The organism is Streptomyces sp. NPDC051180 (assembly GCF_040689545.1).
Taxonomy (GTDB): domain Bacteria; phylum Actinomycetota; class Actinomycetes; order Streptomycetales; family Streptomycetaceae; genus Streptomyces.
In genome coordinates this window covers 1-21522 of record NZ_JBFBBC010000006.1, presented here as the reverse complement: position 1 = coordinate 21522, position 21522 = coordinate 1, and the positions used below count along the sequence as shown (strand labels likewise).

Genomic DNA, 21522 nt, shown 5'->3' with positions numbered 1-21522 from the left:
TGGAAGAAAGGGCACAACGCCACGACGCGGTGGATCCGGTCGAGGACGACGTTATGCCCGGATGAGAGATGCCCAGGTCGTTATCGGCCACGGAGCGCGGCACGCCCGGACGGGAAGGATCGGCGAACGCACCGTCGGCCCGACCGCCGGAGCGGGTCGGGCGGCAGCCGGGGGCTTCGCTGCCCCCACGGCGTATCGCGCTGATCACGGCAAAAGCCTATCGCCCCCGCACCCCGAACCGTCATGAGCCGTATGCGTACAAAAGAGCGGACGAAGTTTGACGGTATGGACAGCGACACGTGTCCTCTCGGCAAACCGGCCCGCCGGGGGCCGCTCGTGCGCAAGCATGGGCACAGCACGACAGACCGACCATCTGTGACCTGGGAGAGCCATGGCGAAGATCCTGATCGTGACCGGGGACGCGGCGGAGTCCCTGGAGGTGATGTACCCCTACCAGCGGCTGCTGGAGGAGGGCTACGAGGTCGACATCGCCGCCCCGGCCCGCAAGACGCTGAGGTTCGTCGTCCACGACTTCGAGCCGGGGTTCGACACGTACACCGAGAAGCCCGGCTACACCTGGCCCGCCGACCTGGCCTTCTCCGAGGTCGACCCGGGCGCGTACCTCGCGGTGGTGATCCCGGGCGGCCGCGCTCCGGAGTACCTGCGCAACGACCCCGAGCTCCGCAAGATCCTCAAGGCGTTCTTCGACGCCGACAAGCCGGTCGCCCAGATCTGCCACGGCCCGCTCCTGACGGCCGCCGTCGGCAGCCTGGAGGGTCGCCGGGTCACCGCCTACCCGGCCCTCGAACTCGACATGCAGGCCGCCGGCGCCACCTTCCAGGACTCGGCGGCCGTCGTCGACGGTCTTCTGGTCTCGTCCCGCGCCTGGCCCGACCACCCGAGCTGGATGCGGGAGTTCCTCAAGGTGCTCCGCGCCAAGGCGTGACGCGGCGCCCGCCGGGCCGGTGGCGCGGAGGCGTTCCGCCCCGCCCGCCGGCCGGTGGGCCCCCTCCCCGGGGGTGCGCGTGTCCCGGAGGTCCCCCGCGAGCCGCCTAGGCCAGCTCCTCCGCGACGGCCACCGCCTCCTCCAGCGAGTCCACCACCGGGACCCCCACCCGCTCCAGCGACGCCCGGCTGTGCGATCCGCCGGTGTAGAGCACGGCCCTCGCCCCGACGTGCATCGCGGCCACCGCGTCGTCGGCCGCGTCGCCGATGACGACCACCCGCTCGGCCGGGACCCGCAGCTCGGCGAGATGGCGCACCATCTGCCCGGACTTCCCGTCCGTCGAGGTGTCGGGGCGCCCGTCCACGCGGACGAACCGCTCGGCGATCCCGTGCCGCCGGACGAGCGGTATCAGGTCGGCGTGCGGCGCGAGCGACAGCAGCGACTGCGTGAATCCGGACCGCTGCCGGGCGGCGAGCAGCTCGGCGGCGCCGACCGTCAGCCCGCAGTTCTCGGCCCGCTCCCAGTAGTGCCGGTGGAAGGTGCCGTCCATGACGGTCCACTCCTCGTCGGTGGGCAGCCGGCCCATGAGCCGCTCGTAGAACTTCGGGACCGGCACCGTGTAGAGATCCCGGTACCGCTCCAGCGTGATCGACTCGAGTCCGAGCTCCGCGAAGGCCGCGTTCGTCGCGCCGATCACCGCGCCGGTGTCGTCGAGCAGCGTGCCGTTCCAGTCCCAGACCAGGTGTTTCCCGTGCTTCCCCATGCGGAGACGGTACCCGCCGGGTGTGACGGCGAAGAGCGCCCGGGGTGCCCGGGCAGGCGCTCAGCCCAGCAGGCCGGGGATCTCCTGGATCCCGAACCAGAGCAGCTCGTGGTCCTCGGCGCCGTCCACGACGAACTGGGCGTCGTCGTCGCCCTGGTCCGCCGCTCCCAGCGCGCCCGCCGCCGCGGTGACGTCCGCCTCGGCGTCGTCCGCGTCGGCGTGCACGGCCGCGGCCTTGGACAGCGGGACGGGTCCGGAGACCCGGACCTCGCCGACCGAGCCGGCGTCGAGCGCGCCGTCGGGGTCGGCGGCGGCGTCCTTGTCGGCGACGTCGACGGCGACGACGATCCGGCGGCGGGGCGCCCCCGGCTCGCCGGCCAGCAGCCGCAGGGAGGCGGCGGCGGCCCGGTTCAGCGCCGCGTACTCCAGTTCCTCGATGTCGTCGGAGACGTACCACTCGCGCAGCGCGGGGGTGACGGCGTAGGCCGTCAGCGGGCCGGGGCCCAGCTCGCCCGCCTTGTGCGCCTGTGCGAGACCGGGGAGGGTCAGGGGGACGTACACGCGCATGGCTGGCCGCTTTCGTAGACGGAGAGGCCCTCAGGATACGTGCGGAGTCCCCCTTCGGGGTTCCCGGCCGGGGCGGGCCTCCGTCCACCGCGGGAGGCACTCCCCGGAGCCCCGGGAGCCGGATTTCCGGGGCGTCACCCGGATAGGTGATTCGGTTTTCGGGCCGCCGCGGGGCGTCCGGGTCCTTGCGGAGCCGCCGGGCCCGCCCGTACAAGATCCCCAACGGAAAGTTACCGACCGGTACCACCCGGTTACGGAACGACAGGGGCCCGCCATGACCACCACGCTCACCACCCAGCCGCAGGCACCGGCGCCGCAGCCGTACCCCGCCACGGCGACCACCCGGCCCCGCACCCCCCGCCCCCGCACCGCCCCCGGCGGCCCGGCGGGCACCCGGCCCCGCGGCGCCGCGGGCACGCACCCCCGCACCGCCCCCGCTCCCCGGGCCCTGCCCCCGCACACCGTCTTCGCCGAGCGCCTCCTCGCCGTCCTCAGCGGGGAGCGCCCCGTCCACTGGATGCTCGGCCACACGGTCGGCGAGGCGTACGAGCAGCTCGTCCTGCTCGCCCCCCGGACGCCGCTCCGCTCCCTCGGCCCCCGCCCCGTCCTGCGCCGCTGCTCGGCGCAGGTGCACGAGGGCCGCACGACCGTGGAGGAGTTCGCGACGATCGCCACCGGCCCCCGCGTCCGGGCCATGGCCTTCCGCCTGGAGCGCGGCGCCGACCAGCGCTGGCGCTGCGCCGCCGTGGAGCTCGACGACCTCGGCACCGGCGGCCGCCGGCCGTGAGACGGACCGCACGCACGCCGGAGGGGCCGGCCGCCCACCGGGCGACCGACCCCTCCGTCCGTCTCAGCGCGTCACTTCTTGCGGCGGCGGCCGCCGCCCGCGTTCTTCTGCGCCTTGCGCCGCTCGGCGCGGGTCATCCCGTCGCCGCCGTCCGTGTCGTCGGAGGCGAAGTCGCCCTCGACGACACCGCCGTCGCCGTCCACGGTCGGCGCGGAGAAGTGCAGCCGGTCAGGCCGCTGCGGGGCGTCGAGGCCCTTGGCGCGGATCTCCGGACGCCCGGCGGCCGCCGGAACGGCGTCCTCCTTGTCGAGCGAGGGAGCGGACGCCTGCACCGGGACCTCCTCGACCTGCTGCTCGACCTGGACCTCCAGGTTGAACAGGTAGCCGACGGACTCCTCCTTGATGCCCTCCATCATGGCGGTGAACATGTCGAAGCCCTCGCGCTGGTACTCGACCAGCGGGTCCTTCTGCGCCATGGCGCGCAGGCCGATGCCCTCCTGGAGGTAGTCCATCTCGTAGAGGTGCTCGCGCCACTTGCGGTCCAGGACCGAGAGGACGACGCGCCGCTCCAGCTCGCGCATGATCTCCGAGCCGAGCTGCTTCTCGCGGGCCTCGTACTGCTCGCGGCCGTCGTCCTTGATCGACTCGGCGATGAACTCGGCGGTGATGCCCGCCCGGTCCCCGGCCGCGTCCTCCAGCTCCTCCACGGTGACCTTCACCGGGTAGAGCTGCCGGAAGGCGTTCCACAGACGGTCGAGGTCCCACTCCTCCGCGAAGCCCTCGGCGGTCTCCTGGCGGATGTAGTCGTCGATCGTGTCGTCCATGAAGTGCTGGATCTGCTCGTGCAGGTCCTCGCCCTCCAGGACGCGGCGCCGCTCGCCGTAGATGACCTCGCGCTGGCGGTTGAGGACCTCGTCGTACTTCAGGACGTTCTTGCGCGTCTCGAAGTTCTGGGTCTCGACCTGCGACTGGGCGGAGGCGATGGCGCGGGTGACCATCTTGTTCTCGATCGGCACGTCGTCCGGCACGTTGGCCATGGCCATCACGCGCTCGACCATCTGCGCCTTGAACAGGCGCATCAGGTCGTCGCCGAGGGAGAGGTAGAACCGGGACTCGCCGGGGTCGCCCTGACGGCCGGAACGACCGCGGAGCTGGTTGTCGATACGGCGGGACTCGTGGCGCTCGGTACCGAGGACGTAGAGCCCGCCGAGGGACTTGACCTCCTCGAACTCCGCCTTCACGGCCTTCTCGGCCCGCTCCAGGGCGGCCGGGAGGGCCGCGGCCCACTCCTCGACGTGCTCGACCGGGTCCAGGCCCGCCTGGCGCAGCTCGGCCTCGGCGAGGTCGTCCGGGTTGCCGCCGAGCTTGATGTCCGTACCGCGGCCCGCCATGTTCGTGGCGACCACGACGGCGCCGCGGCGACCGGCCTGGGCGACGATGCTGGCCTCGCGCTCGTGGTGCTTGGCGTTGAGCACCTCGTGCTGGATGCCGCGCTTGGAGAGCTGCTGCGAGAGGTACTCGGACTTCTCGACGGAGGTGGTGCCGACCAGGATCGGCTGGCCCTTCTCGTGCTTCTCCGCGATGTCGTCGACGACGGCGGCGAACTTCGCGACCTCGGTCCGGTAGATCAGGTCGGACTGGTCCTTGCGGATCATCGGCCGGTTCGTCGGGATCGGCACGACGCCCAGCTTGTAGATCTGGTGGAACTCGGCGGCCTCGGTCATGGCCGTACCGGTCATGCCGGAGAGCTTCGCGTACAGGCGGAAGAAGTTCTGCAGGGTGATGGTGGCGAGGGTCTGGTTCTCGTCCTTGATCGCCACCCCCTCCTTCGCCTCGATCGCCTGGTGCATGCCCTCGTTGTAGCGGCGACCGGCGAGGATACGGCCGGTGTGCTCGTCGACGATCATGACTTCGCCGTCCATGACGACGTAGTCCTTGTCCTTCTTGAACAGTTCCTTCGCCTTGATGGCGTTGTTCAGGTAACCGACGAGCGGGGTGTTCACCGACTCGTAGAGGTTGTCGATGCCCAGCCAGTCCTCGACCTTGGCGACACCGGCCTCGTGGATGGCGACGGTGCGCTTCTTCTCGTCGACCTCGTAGTCGCCGGTCTCCTCGATGCCCTTGAGCTGGTTGCCGGGCTCGCCCTTGGAGAGGCGGGAGACGAGCTTCGCGAAGTCGCCGTACCACTTGGTCGCCTGGTCGGCCGGGCCGGAGATGATCAGCGGCGTACGGGCCTCGTCGACGAGGATGGAGTCGACCTCGTCGACACAGGCGAAGTTGTGGCCGCGCTGGACGAGCTCGTCCTGGGACCACGCCATGTTGTCGCGCAGGTAGTCGAAGCCGAACTCGTTGTTCGTGCCGTACGTGATGTCGCAGCCGTACTGCTCACGGCGCTGGGCCGGCGTCATGTTGGCGAGGATGCAGCCGACGGACAGGCCGAGGAACTTGTGCACCCGGCCCATGAGCTCGGAGTCGCGCTCGGCCAGGTAGTCGTTGACCGTGATCAGGTGCACGCCCTTGCCGGACAGCGCGTTGAGGTAGGCCGGGAGGGTGCCGACGAGGGTCTTGCCCTCACCGGTCTTCATCTCGGCGACGTAGCCGAGGTGGAGGGCGGCGCCGCCCATCAGCTGGACGTCGTAGTGACGCTGGCCGAGGACACGCTTGGCGGCCTCGCGCACCGTGGCGAACGCCTCGGGCATCAGGTCGTCGAGGCTCTCGCCGTCGGCGTACCGCTGCTTGTACTCCTCGGTGAGCGCCCGCAGGTCGGCGTCGGAGAGGTTGACGAAGTCCTCTTCGATGGAGTTGACCTGGTCCGCGATGCGGTGCAGTTTGCGCAGGATCTTGCCTTCGCCTGCACGCATGAGCTTGTTGAAGACGGACACTGAGGCTGGTCTCCTTGCCGGTCGGGCCTGGCACTGGGTCTTGTGATGGACGCGAGCGCGGGCACGGCAGGTGGTCCCCACCGCAACGGCCATCGTAAGCGAGACCGCCCGCGCAGAGGGAGGCCCGCAGTGCCGGAGCCGTACGTCCGCCCGGAAAGAGAACGCACGAGGTGGGCGGAAGGTGCCGCCCCACCCGAAAAGTGTTCGCTTCCGCTCCCCGGGCTCACCACAATCCCGGCATGGATCCCATCACCCTCACCACCGACCGCCTGCGGCTCCGCAACGTCCTCCCCGAGGACGTCGACACGGTCCACGCCCTCTGCCAGAACCCCGAGATCCAGCGCTGGACGGTCGTCCCCTCCCCGTACCGGCGGGAGGACGCCGAGCTCTTCGTCCACCGGCTGGTCCCGGACGGCTGGCGCGAGGACACCGAGTACACCTTCGCCGTCGAACCGGTCGCCGGCGGCCCGCTGCTCGCCGCCGTCACGCTGAGCAGTCGCGGCACGGGCGTCTGGGAGGTCGGCTACTGGCTCGGCCGGGAGCACCGCGGCTCCGGCTACATGACGGAGACCGTGCGCGCCGTGGCCCACTGGGCCTTCACGGGGCTCGGCTGCGTCCGGCTGGTCTGGCGCGCCGAGGTCGGCAACACCGGGTCGCGGGCCGTGGCCGAGCGCGTCGGCTTCGTCGTCGAGGGCGTGCAGCGCGCGGGGCTGGCGAACAAGGGCACGCTCCGGGACTGCTGGGCCGCCTCCCTGCTCCCCTCCGACTTCGGCCTGCCCAGTCCCCTGCCGTACCTGCCCTCCCCCGACCGTCCGGCCGACGCCGCCTGACCCCGGGGAGCGGGACCGGCGGTGCGGGCGCCCCGACGGGGGCGGGGCGCCCGGACCGGGGCCGGCTGTCGGTGCCGGGGCCTAGGGTGCGGTCCATGACGACTGCGCCGCGACCCGCCGCCGAACTCTCCGCCGACGAAGCCCGCAGGATCGCGCTGCGCGCCCAGGGATTCCTGGGCGCGCCCGACCGCAGGGCAGGGGTGCGCGGGGTCCTGAGGTCGCTCGGCCAGGTCCAGCTGGACACCATCTCCGTCCTGGCCCGCTCCCACGAGCTCATCCCGTACGCCCGCCTGGGCGCCGTGGGCCGCACGACGGTCGAGGACGCGTACTGGACCGGCGCGCACGCCTTCGAGTACTGGTCGCACGCCGCCTGCGTGCTGCCCGTGGAGGAGTGGCCTCACTTCGCCTTCCGCAGGCGCGCCTACCGCGACCGCCCGCACTGGGGCCACGAGCTGTCCGCGGGGGCCTACGACAAGGTGATCGACCAGCTGCGGGACCAGGGACCGCTCACGGCGACCGAGCTGGGCGGCGCGAAGAACAAGGGCGAGTGGTGGGACTGGTCCGACGCCAAGATCGCCGTGGAGCGCGCGCTGATGTACGGCGAGGTGGTCGTCACCGAGCGGCGCAGCTGGAAGCGGGTGTACGACCTGGCCGAGCGGGCGATCCCGGAGGCGCTGCTCCACGACGACCTCGACGACGCCGAGTGCGTGCGGCGGCTGGTGCGGCAGGCGGGCGAGGCGCTGGGCGTGGGCACCCGCGCGGACATCGCCGACTACCACCGGATCAAGGCCGAGCAGTTCGACGCGGCGGTCGAGGCATCGGGGCTGGTGCCGGTGACGGTGGCGGGCTGGGGGAAGCCCGCCTGGGCGGACCCGGCGGCGCTTGCGGCGGAGCCGCGCGGCCGGCACCGCACGACGCTGCTCTCGCCGTTCGACTCGCTGATCTGGGAGCGGCCCCGCACGGAGCGGATCTTCGGCTTCACGCACCGCCTGGAGGCGTACGTGCCGAAGCAGAAGCGCGTCCACGGCTACTTCGCCATGCCGGTGCTGGCCGGCGGCCGCCTCGTCGGCCGGGTCGACCCGGCGCGGGAGGGCCGCACGCTCGTCGCCCGGCAGGTCACGCTCGACGGCCCCAAGGCCGTGCCCGCAGTGGCCCGGGCCCTGCGCGAGGCGGCCGAGTGGGTCGGCTGCGACGCCGTACGGGTGGAGCGCGTCGAGGACCCCGGGCTGGCCGCGCCGCTGGTGGCCGCGCTGGCCTGACGGGCCCGGCCCCCGGCAGGGGGCGGCGGGACCCGGCCGGGGTCAGCGGATCTCGAGGATCTTCTCCCGCATCGCGTAGACCACGGCCTCCATACGGGAGTGCAGCTGGAGCTTCTCCAGGATGTTCCGGACGTGGTTCTTCACGGTGTTCTCCGAGATGAACAGCTCCTTGGCGATGTCCCGGTTGTTCATCCCGGTCGCGACGAGCTTGAGGACCTCCAGCTCGCGGTCGGTCAGCCGGGGCGCGGGCACCAGCCGGCGCTCGTCGGTGCGCTGGATCATCGACTTGAACTCGGTGAGGAGCTTCGACGCCATCGACGGGCTGATCTGGGACTGGCCGTCCGCGACCGCCCGGATCGCGGTGGCGACCTCGTCGGTGGAGATCTCCTTGAGGAGGTAGCCGGTGGCGCCTGCCTTGATCGCGTCGTAGAGGTCGGCCTCCTCGTCACTGATCGTCAGCATGATGATCTTCGCGCTGGGGGCCACCTCCTTGATGGAGGTGCACGCCTCGATGCCGCCGCGGCGGGGCATCCGTACGTCCATCAGGACGATGTCGGGCAGCAGATCGGCCGCCTTGTCGACGGCCTCGGCGCCGTCACCGGCCTCGCCGACGACCTGGATGTCCTCTTCCTGGGCGAGGACGATCTCGAGACCGCGACGGAAGAGGGCGTGGTCGTCCACGACGAGGACCCGGATCGGCTCACCGCGGAATGCGCCGCTGTCCGATTCCGATCCCTCCTGGACCGCACCGCCGTGCTCGCGCCCGCTGAGCACCGGCCCGAAGCTGTCCGCCATCGTTCCTCCCCCTGAAGGCCGTGGCCTGAATTCGTATCCGGTCCTTCAACCGGTGCTCTCCGAGCACAGGTTGGCGTGCACGCCATGATTTCATGCCCCGGCGGTGATGGGGTGCTCCGCGCGCACATGGGGGTGCCCCTGGGGGCGCGCCACGCGCTCCAGGGGCACCTGAGTTGTGGGGTGGTGCGGGAAGGGCGGCCTGTCAGCCGCCGAGTGCACCGCCGGCGCCGCCGCCCTCGGCGAGCGGGTCGCTCTCCAGGTGGATGACGCCGTAGTCGTACGCGTGTCGCCGGTAGACGACGCTCGGCTGCTTGTTGTCGGAGTCGACGAAAAGGTAGAAGTCGTGGCCGACCAGCTCCATCTCGTAGAGCGCCTGGTCGAGCGTCATGGGGGCGGCCCGGTGGGTCTTCTCGCGGACCACCAGCGGGCCCTCGCCCTGCACTTCGATCGAGCCCATCATCGTGGTGGGCACCTTGTCGGGCTCGTCGGCGGCCAGTTGGCCGTCACCGTTGAGCTGGGCGGCGCCGGGCACCACGTCCCCGACCTCCGCCGCCGACAGCCTTCCGTTGCCCCGGCGGGTGTACCGCTTGTCGTGCTGCTTGCGCAGTCGTGCCTCGAGCTTGTCGCTGGCGAGGTCGAGCGCTGCGTACGGGTCGCCTGCCGCAGCTTCGGCCCGGATCACCGGGCCTCGGGAGTGGAGGGTGATCTCCACGCGGTCGGACCTGTCGGCCTGACGCGGGTTGTGCTCCTTGGACACCTCGACGTCGAGGCTGATCACCTTGCCGTCGAGCTTCTGGATCTTCTCCAGCTTCAGCTTCTCGGCCACGTGCTTGCGGAACCGCTCGGGCACCTCGGTCTTGCGGCCCTTGACGACGATGTCCACGCAGAACTCCGTTCCCGGATCGCCCGGACCGGCTCCTTGGCCGCCGGGCATCTCCCTTTGCACCAGACTCCGACTGGATTAGCCGGAGCTCGGACTTGGCGACTTTCACCTCCTCCTCCCCAGTCGACAAGATCCCCACCCCATCGACAAGAGGTTAATTCGCCCTGAACTCCTGTCCTGTAGGCGCAACCATGTATTCGGCGAGGCCACGGCTTTCGCCATCCCTCACAACCGAACATAGCCCCTTCGGACGGGTGTCGGCACCCGCTCGTGCGACATACCTCCGTTCGGGTGCTTTCACCGCTCACCACCTGCAACGACCCAACTTCCCAGCGAGTTCCTGTTTATTCCGAACGAGAGGGGAGAGGATGCGATCACAGCCGCGACCCGCTGTTCGAAACCGTGCTGCGCGAAACCGGCCGGTAAACCGTTCGGTATTCCAGTAATGAACGGAAGATGTACGGCTCCGAGAGCGCGCGCCCCTTCCGCGAGCGACGCGCCCGTCGTCATCAGGTCGTCCACGAGCACCACCCTTCCGGCCGTCAGAAGCCGCGCCCCGCCCGGCACGACCTCCAGGGCCCCCGCGAGATTGGCGAGCCGTCCGGCCGCTCCGAGACCCGCCTGGTCGGCCACGTGCCTCCGCTGCCGGAGCACGGGGACGACCCGTGCCGCCCGCCCCGAGCGCCGCAGCCGTGCGGCGGCGGCCAGGGCGATGCGTCGCGTCGGATCGTGCCCACGCGCCCGTACGGACCGCCGGGAGGACGGCATCGGCACCAGGAGCAGGGGTGTGGCCGCCGGCGCCCTGAGACCCCCTGCGGCGGCCTCGACGGCGGCGGCCAGGGCCGCGCCCAGGGGGCGGGCGAGCGCGAGTGCGCCCCGTTCCTTGTGGGCGAGCAGCAGGGCGCGGACGGCATCGGCGTACGGCGCGGCGGCGTGGACTACGGGCAGGCCCTCGGGCTCGGGCGTGGGCCGCACGCGGCTCGGCCCCTGCGCGGTCAGCTCGGCCGCGCACGACGGGCACAGCTCCGTACGCGGTCTGCCGCAGCCTCCGCAGGCGACCGGCAGCACCAGCCCGGAGATCTCCCGCCACCACCCCCGCATGGCTCCACTGTGCGCCTTCCCGGCGCGCTCGGCCACCCCTGTGGAAAACCACCCGGGAGAGCGGCGGAGTACGTCAGGTGCGGCCTCGGGGAGGCCGGGAGAAACCCCCGAGGCGCCCCTGGGGAGGCCCGGGGACGGGGCGGCGCCGGCCCGTCCCCGGGCGCGGGACGGGCCCCTGCGGTGCGCGCTACCCCGGATAGACCGGCGAGGCCCCCACCTTGACGACCGGCTGCCAGTTCGACCCCGGGACCAGCCGGACGATGCCGTCGTTGCCGGAGTCGGCGACGACGAACGCCCCGTCGGTGTGGGGCGCGGCGACCGAGGTCACCCCGTTCAGCCCGGGCAGCACCGAGGTGGCCGAGGTGGAGCCGTCGGTCTGGAGGTAGCGGATCTGCTGGACGCCGCCCGCCTCCTTGCCGACCACGACGAGCCGGCTGGGACCCGCCCAGGAGACCGCCGTGACGGACTCCATGCGCGGCGCGGCCGGCTGGAGGTCCAGGACCGAGACGACGGGTGCGTCGCCGGACGCATCGCGCTGGACCCGGCCGATCTGCAGGGTCGTGCGCTCGCCCCGGGTGACGACCAGCGCGATCCGGACGCCGTCCGCGGAGACCCTCAGGGAGTCGATCCGGGCGCCGTCGTCCAGCCAGGGCGTGTTGACCGCGACGGGCTCCCCGGTGCCGTCCGGCACCATCCACAGCTTCGGGCCCGCGGGGTCGCGGTCGGCGACCCACAGGTCGCCCCGGCCGTCCCAGCTGGGCGCGGAGAGCCGGTCCTCGGGCTTGGCGGCCTTGCTGTGCAGGATCGCGGGGGCCGCCTCCTGCTCGGTGGTGATCGAGGAGACGAACAGGTCGCGGCCGGACGACCCGACCCCGGCGGCCCGGGTCTCGCCCCGGTCGACGGCGACGGAACGGAGCGGCAGGGTGCCCTTGCCGAGCGGACCGGGCACCTCGACCGGTGCGACGGCCTCCTTGGCCCCGGCCATCAGCGCCACCAGCTTGCCGTGCTCGTCGACGAAGTACGGGTTCTCCTCGCGGCCGGTGTCCCGGACCGCGGCGAACTCGGCGGCCTGCCCCTTGCCGAGCCGGCACAGCGACTGGCCGCCGGAGCCGAGGAGTTCCACCTGCTCGACCCGGACGGACGTCAGGTCGCCCAGCGTGAACAGCAGCTGGGCCGCCATCCGCCGGCACGCGTCACCGCCCGCCCGGTCCGCCTTCGCGTTGAGCGGCACCCGCAGGGTCGACTGATCGTCCGGCGTCAGGGTGGTGACGCCCTCCTTCAGCTCCGTGCCGGAGAGGAAGGAGGAGTCCACGGCCGGCTTCAGCCAGTTCGTCGGGCCTTCGAGCAGCGCCTTCACGGTCTGCGTCACCGGGTCCATCCGGGTGACCGGGTCCTGGCGCTGCCGGATGTAGACCGGATCGGCGACGACCCAGTCCTCCCCGGAGGCGAAGTAGTACTTGTTGACCGAGCGGTAGTTGCGCAGGAAGTCGGCCTCGCCGAGCACCAGGCCGGGCGGCAGGCTGTCGATGCGCCACTCCTTGCCCTTGCCGTTCGCCGCGGGCTGCTGCACCACGTGGATCGCCTGCACGTACTCGGCGGGGCTGATCGGCTGGTACGCGTGCCGCGCGTCCACGGTCGCGATCTTGCGGCCGGAGAGCGGATAGGCGCGGCCCTGGTTCTCGGGGTCGGCGTTGCGGTCGGCCTGCTCGCGGTCGGGCGCCGTGGTGAGCACGGTGATGCTCTGCTCCGGCTTCCAGCTCCGCGCGGCCTCGTTCGTCAGGTACTTGCGGGCGGTGGCGAACCCCGGGTCGTCACTGGTCATGGCCTCCAGGAAGCCGTCGACGATCTCGTCCGGCTCGGCATTGTCACGGGGCGCGACGGCGTAGACCCGCACCTGCGAGTCACCCGGGTTCGCGCCCTTCACCGCCTGAACGTCGCCGCTGTCGGGCATCGTCGCGCATGCGGTCATCAGCAGACCGCCGCACGCGGCCAGCACCACCGTCCGCGTACCGCGTCCCCACCCCGCGTGCTCCACTCGGGAGTCAGCGCCCACGTGTCCCGTCCTCCCGCTCCGCGTTCCCGTTGCCACCGGCCCCCGCCGGTCCCGCCCCGACACCGTCGGTCTCCGTCGCCGTCCGGGCCACCACCCGGGCGCCGCTGCCGGGAAGGGCCGTCGGGTCGACGGTCGCCCGCGACGGCCCGGGCAGCCTCGGCTGCCCGGGAAGCGAGGGCCGCTCCCCGGCGGGCTGCGCCGGCACGGCGACCCGGCGCGCGGCCTCCTGGGCGCGTCCGGCGGCCGCCTGCTCGCGGTTGCGCCGCGAGTCCTCGGGCTCCAGCGGGATCGGCGAACCCCGCAGCGGCTCGTCCGCGGTCCGCGGCAGGGTGAGCCGGAACTGCGAACCGCCGCCGGGCTCGCCCCACGCCTGGAGCCAGCCGCCGTGCAGCCGGGCGTCCTCGACGGCGATCGACAGGCCGAGCCCCGTGCCGCCGGTCGTCCGCGCACGGGCCGGGTCGGCACGCCAGAACCGGTTGAAGACCCGGGTCGCCTCGCCCGGCTTGAGCCCGACGCCGTAGTCGCGGACCGCGACGGCGACGGCGCCGCCCGCGGCGGCCAGCTTCACCACCACCTCCCGGCCCTCGCCGTGCTCGACGGCGTTGACCACGAGGTTGCGCAGCACGCGCTCGACCCGGCGGGCGTCCACCTCGGCCACCACGGGCTGCCGGTCGCCGACGACCACGATCCGGGTGCCCTTGCGCTCGGCGAGGGGTTCGGCACCGCCGATGACCCGGCGCACGACCTGGCGCAGGTCGATCGGCTCGGCCTCCAAGGCCGCCGCTCCCGCGTCGAAGCGGCTGATCTCCAAGAGGTCGGCGAGCAGCGACTCGAACCGGTCGAGCTGGTCGCCGAGCAGCTCCGCGGAGCGCGCGGTGACGGGGTCGAAGTCGACCCGGGCCTCGTGGATGACGTCGGCGGCCATCCGGACCGTGGTCAGCGGGGTGCGCAGCTCGTGCGAGACGTCCGAGACGAACCGCCGCTGCATCCGCGAGAGCTCCTCCAGCTGCTGGATCTTCAGCTGGAGGCTCTGCGCCATCTTGTTGAACGCCTCGCCGAGCCGGGCGATGTCGTCCTCGCCGGTGACCTTCATCCGCTCCTGGAGCCGGCCGGCGGAGAGCCGCTCGGCGATCCCGGCGGCCATCCGCACCGGGGTGACGACCTGGCGGACCATGAACCAGGCGATGGCCCCGAGCAGGACGACGACGAACAGTCCCGCGGTCGCCAGCGTGCCCTTGACCAGAGTGAGGGAGTCCTCCTCCTGGGTCAGCGGGAAGAGGTAGTACAGCTCGTACGGATCGCCCTCGGCGTCGTTGAGCCGCTTGCCGATCACCAGCCCCCGCTCGGACGCCTTGCCGCTGGTGTAGTGGATGCGGGTGGACTGCTGGAAGGTGTCCGTGCCCAGGGCCACCGAGCGCCGCAGTTCGGCGGGGATGCTCGTGGTCGGGTCGACCTCCCCGGAGGCACGGGCGCCGCGGCTGGCCGCGTCACCGGTGTCCAGGGACAGCGCGACCACGTTGAAGGCGCTCTGTCCGCCACTGGCGAGCTGCTCGACCAGCGTGGAGCGCCAGTTCACGGAGGCGCCCGCCCGTCCGCCGTCCTGCTGGCCGGGTGCCGAGGGGGTGGTCGCCGCCCGGTCCTGGGCAGCGGAGAACCCGCCGGCGGCCTGGCTCTGGGCGGCCTTCTCCTTGGCTTCGAACAGACCGTTGCGGACCTGGCCGATGACGACGATGCCGAGCAGCAGCACGACACCGAGCGACATCAGCAGGGTGCCGGCGACGACCCGCAGCTGGATGTTCCGCCGCCACAGGCGCACGGCGGGCAGCAGCGGGCGACGCACCCAGCGGGCGAAGAGCCGGAAGACGGTGCCACCCGGCGTTCCCTCCTGGAGGAGCCGTCCGCCTCGCGGCAGACGGCCGGAACGCGAGCCCCCCCGCCCCGGTCCGGCAGTCCGCCCCGTACGGACTCCCGGATCCCCGGGCTTCGGAGCAGTACTGCCTGCACTCATGTCAGCTCGGTCCCGCCTTGTAACCGACGCCACGGACGGTCACCACGATCTCCGGGCGCTCGGGGTCCTTCTCGACCTTCGAGCGCAGCCGCTGGACGTGCACGTTCACCAGCCGGGTGTCGGCCGCGTGCCGGTAGCCCCAGACCTGCTCCAGCAGGACCTCACGGGTGAACACCTGCCACGGCTTGCGCGCCAGCGCGACGAGCAGGTCGAACTCGAGCGGGGTCAGGGCGATGGACTGCCCGTCCCGCTTCACGGAGTGCCCTGCCACGTCGATGACCAGGTCACCGATGGTCAGCTGCTCCGGAGCCGGCTCCTCGGACCTCCGCAGCCGCGCCCGGATACGGGCGACGAGCTCCTTCGGCTTGAACGGCTTCACGATGTAGTCGTCGGCGCCGGACTCCAGGCCCACCACCACGTCCACCGTGTCGCTCTTCGCGGTGAGCATGACGATCGGCACACCCGACTCGGCCCTGATCAGGCGGCACACCTCGATGCCGTCCCTGCCGGGCAGCATCAGGTCGAGCAGCACCAGGTCAGGCTTGGCCTCCCGGAATGCGGCAAGCGCCTTGTCACCGTCCGCGACGAACGACGGCTCGAACCCTTCACCCCGCAGCACGATGCCGAGCATCTCGGCCAGTGCGGTGTCGTCGTCGACGACAAGAACGCGTCCCTTCATATCGACATCATCCCATTAGCCAATCGTTACCTGCCGTGACCTGCCCCACAGCGCCTCCCCCAGCCCGGACCGCGATCTTGCCGACCACACCCCGCTCGGCCCGCCACCGCACGGTTCGCGCGGCCTGATCGGGCATCCGCACAGTGTGCCGCCTGCCGCTCCCACAATGAAGGTCCGGAGGAAGGTACGAACGAGACGGCGGCCCCGGCCCACGGGCGGGCCCCGCGTGGCACGATGGCACCCGGCCCGCCGCCGTGTCCGGTGTCGGCCGCCGTGACCGAGCCGGTTTCGCCGATCCGGCACCGCGACCAATCCTCCGAGGTGGACGACCGTGAACGACACTCCGGGCTGGACCTCGCCCGGATCCGCCCCCTCCGACGGCCAGGACGGCTCCGGGGTGCCCCGGCCCTCCGCTCCGGCCGACGCGAACGGCTCCGCCCCCCAGTGGTCGAAGGACCAGCCGCCCGCCGGCCAGTGGTCGCCGCCCACCGATCGGACACCTCAGCCCGCCGGCCCCGGCCCGAACTGGGGAGCCCCTCGTCCCGACGTCCACTGGGGCAAGCCGCCGGCCGCGAAGCCCGGCGTGATCCCGCTGCGCCCGCTCGGCATGGGCGAGATCCTCGACGGCGCGGCGAAGACGCTCCGGATCTACTGGCGCACGGTGCTGGCCATCACGGTCACCGTCGCGGTGATCTCCCAGACCGTCGACATCCTGGCCCAGCGGTATCTCGTGCCGGCTCCCCCGGAGATCAGCGCGGACGCCACCCCCGCCGAGGAGCTGCAGCAGTCCCTCGACGCGGCCCAGTCGTCCCTGATCGGTCTGGCTCCTTCCCTGCTCGTCACGCTGATGGCGTCCACGGTCAGCGCGGCCCTGCTGACCGTCGTGATCAGCCGCGCCATCCTCGGCCGCCCGGTCGCGCTGGGCTCCGCGTGGCAGGAGGCCCGCCCGCGCCTGCTCCAGCTGGTCGGGCTGACCCTGCTGCTGGCCGTGATGGGCGCGGCCGTCGTCACCGTCGGCATCCTGCCGGGCCTGCTGATCGGCGGCGCCCCCGGCGTGGCACTGGTGCTTCTCGGCGGCCTGGGGTCCCTGGCGGCGGCCGTGTGGCTGATGGTCCGCTTCAGCCTCGCCTCGCCGGCGCTGATGCTCGAACGCCAGGGTGTGACCCAGTCCCTGAAGCGCTCGGCGAAGCTGGTGCAGGGGTCGTGGTGGCGGATCTTCGGGATCATCCTCCTCACCCAGCTGCTGATCTTCCTCTTCGCGATGATCATCGCGATCCCGTTCACCATCGTCGGCATCGCCGTGGACGGCGAGGGCTTCTCCGGCCTCCTCTCCGGCTCCGCCACCCGGTTCGGCTGGCCGTTCCTGATCGTCACGGGCATCGGCGGAGTGATCACCAGCGCGGTGACCTACCCGATCTCCGCCGGCGTCACCGTCCTCCTCTACGTCGACCAGCGCATCCGTCGTGAGGCGCTCGACCTCGAACTGGCCCGTGCCGCGGGACTCCCCGGCTACGGCCCCACCGCCGCGGACCGGACCGTCGGAGGCTGATGCCGTGACGGTCACGGGGGGAACGACCGCAGCACTGCCGACACACCTGCTCGCCGACGGCGACGTCCCGGTGGACATCTCCCGCATCCCCGCCCGCGAGGCGGCGGAGCGGGAGCTGTCCGATCCGATGTACCACCAGAACGACCCCAGCCTCCTCCAGCGCGGCCTCGACCGCTTCTGGGAGTGGCTCGACGGCCTCTTCGCCACCGCGTCGCAGGCCACCCCGGGCGGCGTCCTCGGGCTCGTCGCCGTCGTCGTGGTCGTGGTCGCCCTGGTCGCCGCCCTCTGGTGGCGCCTGGGCACCCCCCACCGGGCCCCGGGGAGCTCCGGGGACTCCCTCTTCGCCGACGGCCCCCGCACGGCCGGGGAGCACCGCGAGGCCGCTGCACGCCACGCCGCCGCAGGCCGCTGGAACGAGGCCGTCCAGGAACGGATGCGGGCCATCGTCCGCTCCCTGGAGGAGCGCACCCTGCTGGACCCCCGCCCTGGCCGCACCGCCGACGAGGCGGCCGCCGAGGCCGGCCGCTCCCTGCCCTCACACGCCGACGACCTGCGCCTGACGGCCCGCGTCTTCGACGACGTCACATACGGCGGCCGCACCGCCGACGAAGCTGCGTACCGCCGCGTCGAAGAGCTGGACAGCGCCCTGGAGCGCACCCGCCCCACCTTCGACGCCTCCGCTGACGCCTCCGCCGCGGGAGCCCCCGCATGACCCGTCCGGCCACCGCCACCACGTCGACCGCCCCCTCCGCCCGCCGGGTCTGGACCCGGGTCCGCGGCACGCTCCTGGTCCTCGCCCTCGTCCTCGCCGGCGGCCTCGCCCTCGCCACCATGCGCTCCGGCGACACCCACGGCGCCCTCGACCCCGACTCCGCCGACCCCACGGGCAGCCGGGCCGTCGCGCGTCTCCTCGCCGCCCACGGCGTCACGGTCACCCGCGCCACGACCCTCGACGAGGTGCGCTCGCGGACCGACGCGGGAGCGACCCTCCTGGTCACCACCCCCGACCTGCTGACGGAGAGCCAGCAGACCGCGCTCCGCACGACGATGACCGGCGCCACCGGACGCACCGTCCTCCTCGGCGCGGGCACGGCGTCCCTCGACATCCTGGTCCCCGGCGTCACCGCCGCCCCCAGCGTCCCCGTGGGGAATCTCGCCCCCTCCTGCGCCCTGCCCGCCGCCACCCGCGCCGGCAGCGCCGACCTCGGCGGCGAGCGCTACCTCACCGACCCCGGCGTCACCGCCGACGCCTGCTACCTCTCCGACGGCCTGCCGACCCTGCTCCGCCTCCCCGGCACCGGCACCGGCACCGGCACCGGCGACACGGTCCTCCTCGGCTCGCCCGACATCCTCCACAACAAGCGTCTCGACCAGCAGGGCAACGCCTCGCTCGCCCTGCAACTCCTCGGCTCCCGGCCCCATCTCGTCTGGTACCTCCCCTCGCTCACCGATCCCTCGGCCACCGCCGACGACCCCGCCGACGGCACCCCGGGCAGCTTCCTGTCGCTGATCCCCTCCGGCTGGCTGTGGGGCACCCTCCAGCTCGCCGTCGCGGCCGTGCTCGCCGCCCTCTGGCGCGCCCGCCGCCTCGGCCCCCTGGTGACGGAACGCCTCCCGGTCGCCGTCCGCGCCTCCGAGGCCACCGAGGGCCGCGCCCGCCTCTACCGCAAGGCCGACGCCCGCGACCGCGCCGCCTCCGTCCTGCGCACCGCGACCCGCAACCGCCTCGCCCCTCTCCTGGGCGTCGCCCGCCAGGACGCCCACTCCCCCGAGCGCCTCCTCCCCGCACTCTCCGCCCGTCTGCCGGAGACCACCGCGGACCCCAACAGTCTTCTCTTCGGCACGGCTCCCGCCGACGACGCCGCCCTCATCCGCCTGGCGGACCAACTCGACGCCCTCGAAAGAGAGGTACGCACCTCATGAGCGCCCCGACCCCCGAGACCGCTACGACCTCGGACAGCGCCCGCGCCTCCCTGGAGGCCCTGCGCACCGAGATCGCGAAGGCCGTGGTCGGCCAGGACCCCGCCGTCACCGGTCTCGTCGTCGCCCTGCTCTGCCGGGGACACGTCCTCCTGGAAGGCGTCCCCGGAGTCGCCAAGACCCTGCTGGTCCGCTCGCTCGCCGGAGCCCTCGAACTCGACACCAAGCGGGTCCAGTTCACCCCCGACCTGATGCCCAGCGACGTCACCGGATCCCTGGTCTACGACACCAGGACCGCGGAGTTCTCCTTCCAGCCGGGCCCGGTGTTCACCAACCTCCTGCTCGCCGACGAGATCAACCGAACGCCCCCGAAGACCCAGTCCGCGCTCCTGGAGGCGATGGAGGAGCACCAGGTCACCGTCGACGGCACCCCTCGCGCCCTCCCCGAACCGTTCCTGGTCGCCGCGACCCAGAACCCCGTCGAGTACGAGGGCACCTATCCGCTGCCCGAGGCCCAACTGGACCGGTTCCTGCTGAAACTGACGGTCCCCCTGCCGTCACGCGCGGACGAGATCCAGGTCCTCACCCGGCACACCGAAGGCTTCGACCCCCGCGACCTGAAGGCCGCCGGCGTCCGCCCCGTCGCGGGCCCCGCCGAGCTCGAAGCGGCCCGCGCCGCGGTCGCCAAGGTCTCGGTCTCCCCCGAGATCGCCGGCTATGTCGTCGATATCTGTCGCGCCACTCGTGATTCCCCCTCGCTCACCCTCGGTGTCTCCCCCCGAGGAGCCACCGCCCTGCTCTCCACCGCCCGCGCCTGGGCCTGGCTGACCGGCCGGGACTACGTCACCCCGGACGATGTGAAGGCCCTCGCTCTCCCCACTCTGCGTCATCGCATCCACCTGCGGCCCGAGGCCGAGATGGAGGGGGTCACCCCCGACTCCGTCATCAACTCGATCCTCGCCCACGTCCCCGTCCCCCGCTGAGAACGGCGCCCCATGGCCCTCACCGGACGAACCGCGCTGATCGCGGCCCTCGGATCGCTCCCCGTCGGCATCCTCGCCCCCAGCTGGACGGGAATGCTCGCGGTGAACGCGCCTCTCTCGCTAGCAATTCTGTGCGACCTGGCGCTGGCAGCGCCAGTACGAAAGCTCCAATTCACCCGAAGTGGTGATACATCCGTTCGACTCGGTGACGCGGCGGACGTCCGACTCACCGTCACCAACCCGTCGGGCCGCCCCCTCCGCGCCCAGCTCCGCGACGCCTGGCCGCCCAGCAGCTGGCTCCCCGGCACCGAGCACGCGGCGTCCCGCCAGAAGCTCACGGTCCCTCCCGGCGAGCGTCGGCGCCTCACCACGAGCCTGCGCCCCACCCGCCGAGGCGACCGCCACGCCGAGCGGATCACCGTCCGCTCCTACGGCCCCCTGGGCCTCGCTGCCCGCCAAGGCCACCACGAGGTGCCCTGGACGGTCCGCGTCCTGCCCCCGTTCACCAGCCGCAAGCACCTGCCCTCCCGGCTGGCCCGCCTCCGCGAACTCGACGGCCGCACCAGCGTGCTGACGCGCGGTGAGGGAACGGAGTTCGACAGCCTCCGCGAGTACGTCCCGGGCGACGACACCCGCTCGATCGACTGGCGGGCCACGGCCCGCCAGTCCACGGTCGCGATCCGCACCTGGCGCCCCGAACGGGACCGCCACATCCTCATCGTCCTCGACACCGGCCGCACCTCGGCCGGTCGCGTCGGCGACGTCCCCCGCCTCGACGCCTCCATGGACGCGGCTCTCCTCCTCACCGCGCTCGCGTCCCGCGCCGGCGACCGCGTGGACCTCCTCGCCTACGACCACCGCGTCCGCGCCCAGGTCCAGGGCCGCTCGGCCGGCGATGTCCTGCCGGCCATGGTCGACGCCCTCGCTCCTCTCGAACCCGAACTGGTCGAGACGGACGCCCGCGGCCTCGCCGCGACCGCTCTGGCCAGAGCTCCGCGGCGCTCCCTGATCGTTCTCCTGACGAGCCTCGACGCCGCCCCGATCGAGGAGGGGCTCCTCCCGGTCCTCCCGCAGCTCACCCAGCGCCACACCGTCCTGGTGGCCTCCGTCGCCGACCCCCACATCGCCCGGATGGCCACGGCTCGCGGCACGATCGAGGGTGTCTACGAGGCCGCCGCGGCGACGCAGACACAGTCCCAGCGCTCACGCACCGAGGACCAGCTCCAGCGCCATGGCGTCACGGTCGTCGACGCCTCCCCCGAGAACCTCGCCCCCGCGCTCGCGGACGCCTACCTCGCCCTGAAAGCCGCCGGCCGCCTCTGACCGGATGGGCCATAACCACATCAATGAACCCCCGGAGGGGAGTCCGGGTCCGGAACGCAGAAAAGCCCCGCACCATGAGGTGCGGGGCTTTCCCACAATGATTGTTCGGCGGCGTCCTACTCTCCCACAGGGTCCCCCCTGCAGTACCATCGGCGCTGAAAGGCTTAGCTTCCGGGTTCGGAATGTAACCGGGC

Annotated in this window: 18 protein-coding genes and 1 rRNA gene; 9 read left to right on the top strand and 10 right to left on the bottom strand. The window is 72.5% G+C overall.

The genetic code is table 11. The features are described from left to right. The first annotated feature begins 391 nt into the window (after nt 1-391). Complete coding sequence (locus AB0424_RS13410) at nt 392-946, top strand: DJ-1/PfpI family protein (RefSeq protein WP_366304830.1); 555 nt, start codon at nt 392-394, stop codon at nt 944-946. A 106-nt stretch (nt 947-1052) separates the two neighbouring features. Here AB0424_RS13410 and AB0424_RS13405 read toward each other — a convergent pair whose 3' ends face one another. Continuing rightward, nucleotides 1053-1709, bottom strand: a complete 657-nt coding sequence (locus AB0424_RS13405; protein ID WP_366304828.1) for an HAD hydrolase-like protein — start codon at nt 1707-1709, stop codon at nt 1053-1055. A 60-nt stretch (nt 1710-1769) separates the two neighbouring features. Then, nucleotides 1770-2276 (bottom strand): hypothetical protein, encoded by a 507-nt coding sequence (locus tag AB0424_RS13400; RefSeq protein WP_366304826.1) that lies wholly within the window; start codon nt 2274-2276, stop codon nt 1770-1772. Between the two features lie 274 nt (nt 2277-2550). On the opposite strand from AB0424_RS13400, the gene AB0424_RS13395 reads away from it, so the two are divergent. Continuing rightward, nucleotides 2551-3063, top strand: a complete 513-nt coding sequence (locus tag AB0424_RS13395) for an Rv3235 family protein (RefSeq protein WP_366304824.1) — start codon at nt 2551-2553, stop codon at nt 3061-3063. 71 nt (nt 3064-3134) lie between these two features. On the opposite strand, the gene secA is transcribed toward AB0424_RS13395, so the two are convergent. Beyond that, entirely contained in the window at nt 3135-5945 is a 2811-nt protein-coding gene (secA, locus tag AB0424_RS13390) for a preprotein translocase subunit SecA (RefSeq protein ID WP_366304822.1), read from the bottom strand. Between the two features lie 239 nt (nt 5946-6184). On the opposite strand from secA, the gene AB0424_RS13385 reads away from it, so the two are divergent. Continuing rightward, nucleotides 6185-6775, top strand: a complete 591-nt coding sequence (locus AB0424_RS13385) for a GNAT family N-acetyltransferase (RefSeq protein WP_366304820.1) — start codon at nt 6185-6187, stop codon at nt 6773-6775. 95 nt (nt 6776-6870) lie between these two features. Beyond that, complete coding sequence (locus tag AB0424_RS13380; RefSeq protein ID WP_366304819.1) at nt 6871-8034, top strand: crosslink repair DNA glycosylase YcaQ family protein; 1164 nt, start codon at nt 6871-6873, stop codon at nt 8032-8034. 42 nt (nt 8035-8076) lie between these two features. Here AB0424_RS13380 and AB0424_RS13375 read toward each other — a convergent pair whose 3' ends face one another. The 6 genes from AB0424_RS13375 to mtrA all read right to left on the bottom strand — a co-directional run bounded on the left by AB0424_RS13375 (nt 8077) and on the right by mtrA (nt 15553). Further along, nucleotides 8077-8829: a response regulator transcription factor gene (locus AB0424_RS13375; RefSeq protein WP_366304817.1), complete on the bottom strand. Its 753-nt coding sequence runs from the start codon at nt 8827-8829 to the stop codon at nt 8077-8079. 202 nt (nt 8830-9031) lie between these two features. Further along, nucleotides 9032-9712, bottom strand: a complete 681-nt coding sequence (raiA, locus tag AB0424_RS13370; RefSeq protein ID WP_366304815.1) for a ribosome-associated translation inhibitor RaiA — start codon at nt 9710-9712, stop codon at nt 9032-9034. Between the two features lie 297 nt (nt 9713-10009). After that, nucleotides 10010-10813 carry a ComF family protein gene (locus AB0424_RS13365; RefSeq protein WP_366304813.1) on the bottom strand — a complete coding sequence of 268 codons (804 nt, stop codon included), beginning with the start codon at nt 10811-10813 and terminating at the stop codon, nt 10010-10012. A gap of 187 nt (nt 10814-11000) precedes the next feature. Beyond that, nucleotides 11001-12782 carry an LpqB family beta-propeller domain-containing protein gene (locus tag AB0424_RS13360; RefSeq protein ID WP_366305298.1) on the bottom strand — a complete coding sequence of 594 codons (1782 nt, stop codon included), beginning with the start codon at nt 12780-12782 and terminating at the stop codon, nt 11001-11003. 73 nt (nt 12783-12855) lie between these two features. Beyond that, complete coding sequence (gene mtrB / locus AB0424_RS13355) at nt 12856-14874, bottom strand: MtrAB system histidine kinase MtrB (RefSeq protein WP_366304811.1); 2019 nt, start codon at nt 14872-14874, stop codon at nt 12856-12858. Between the two features lies 1 nt (nt 14875). Next, complete coding sequence (gene mtrA, locus AB0424_RS13350) at nt 14876-15553, bottom strand: two-component system response regulator MtrA (protein WP_010356958.1); 678 nt, start codon at nt 15551-15553, stop codon at nt 14876-14878. 331 nt (nt 15554-15884) lie between these two features. Between mtrA and AB0424_RS13345 the strand changes: the two genes are divergently transcribed. Genes AB0424_RS13345 through AB0424_RS13325 form a run of 5 tightly spaced genes read left to right on the top strand, consistent with a single transcriptional unit; the run spans nt 15885 to nt 21328 of the window. Then, entirely contained in the window at nt 15885-17102 is a 1218-nt protein-coding gene (locus tag AB0424_RS13345; protein ID WP_366304809.1) for a hypothetical protein, read from the top strand. A 4-nt stretch (nt 17103-17106) separates the two neighbouring features. Beyond that, complete coding sequence (locus AB0424_RS13340; protein ID WP_366304807.1) at nt 17107-17814, top strand: DUF4129 domain-containing protein; 708 nt, start codon at nt 17107-17109, stop codon at nt 17812-17814. Further along, nucleotides 17811-19025 carry a DUF4350 domain-containing protein gene (locus AB0424_RS13335; protein ID WP_366304805.1) on the top strand — a complete coding sequence of 405 codons (1215 nt, stop codon included), beginning with the start codon at nt 17811-17813 and terminating at the stop codon, nt 19023-19025. Before AB0424_RS13340 ends, AB0424_RS13335 begins: the two co-directional genes overlap by 4 nt. Further along, nucleotides 19022-20005, top strand: a complete 984-nt coding sequence (locus AB0424_RS13330; protein ID WP_366304803.1) for a MoxR family ATPase — start codon at nt 19022-19024, stop codon at nt 20003-20005. Before AB0424_RS13335 ends, AB0424_RS13330 begins: the two co-directional genes overlap by 4 nt. A 12-nt stretch (nt 20006-20017) precedes the next feature. Continuing rightward, nucleotides 20018-21328 carry a DUF58 domain-containing protein gene (locus tag AB0424_RS13325; protein ID WP_366304801.1) on the top strand — a complete coding sequence of 437 codons (1311 nt, stop codon included), beginning with the start codon at nt 20018-20020 and terminating at the stop codon, nt 21326-21328. Between the two features lie 103 nt (nt 21329-21431). Here AB0424_RS13325 and rrf read toward each other — a convergent pair. Next, nucleotides 21432-21522, bottom strand: a 5S ribosomal RNA gene (gene rrf / locus AB0424_RS13320); the annotation flags it as partial.

Coding starts and splice junctions, on each gene's coding strand:
- AB0424_RS13385 (WP_366304820.1), top strand. CDS start 6,185: ATGGATCCCATCACCCTCACCACCGACCGCCTGCGGCTCCGCAACGTC.
- mtrA (WP_010356958.1), bottom strand. CDS start 15,553: ATGAAGGGACGCGTTCTTGTCGTCGACGACGACACCGCACTGGCCGAG.
- AB0424_RS13335 (WP_366304805.1), top strand. CDS start 17,811: ATGACCCGTCCGGCCACCGCCACCACGTCGACCGCCCCCTCCGCCCGC.
- AB0424_RS13365 (WP_366304813.1), bottom strand. CDS start 10,813: ATGCGGGGGTGGTGGCGGGAGATCTCCGGGCTGGTGCTGCCGGTCGCC.
- AB0424_RS13330 (WP_366304803.1), top strand. CDS start 19,022: ATGAGCGCCCCGACCCCCGAGACCGCTACGACCTCGGACAGCGCCCGC.
- AB0424_RS13375 (WP_366304817.1), bottom strand. CDS start 8,829: ATGGCGGACAGCTTCGGGCCGGTGCTCAGCGGGCGCGAGCACGGCGGT.
- AB0424_RS13405 (WP_366304828.1), bottom strand. CDS start 1,709: ATGGGGAAGCACGGGAAACACCTGGTCTGGGACTGGAACGGCACGCTG.
- AB0424_RS13400 (WP_366304826.1), bottom strand. CDS start 2,276: ATGCGCGTGTACGTCCCCCTGACCCTCCCCGGTCTCGCACAGGCGCAC.
- AB0424_RS13395 (WP_366304824.1), top strand. CDS start 2,551: ATGACCACCACGCTCACCACCCAGCCGCAGGCACCGGCGCCGCAGCCG.
- AB0424_RS13380 (WP_366304819.1), top strand. CDS start 6,871: ATGACGACTGCGCCGCGACCCGCCGCCGAACTCTCCGCCGACGAAGCC.
- mtrB (WP_366304811.1), bottom strand. CDS start 14,874: ATGAGTGCAGGCAGTACTGCTCCGAAGCCCGGGGATCCGGGAGTCCGT.
- AB0424_RS13410 (WP_366304830.1), top strand. CDS start 392: ATGGCGAAGATCCTGATCGTGACCGGGGACGCGGCGGAGTCCCTGGAG.
- AB0424_RS13325 (WP_366304801.1), top strand. CDS start 20,018: ATGGCCCTCACCGGACGAACCGCGCTGATCGCGGCCCTCGGATCGCTC.
- AB0424_RS13360 (WP_366305298.1), bottom strand. CDS start 12,782: ATGACCGCATGCGCGACGATGCCCGACAGCGGCGACGTTCAGGCGGTG.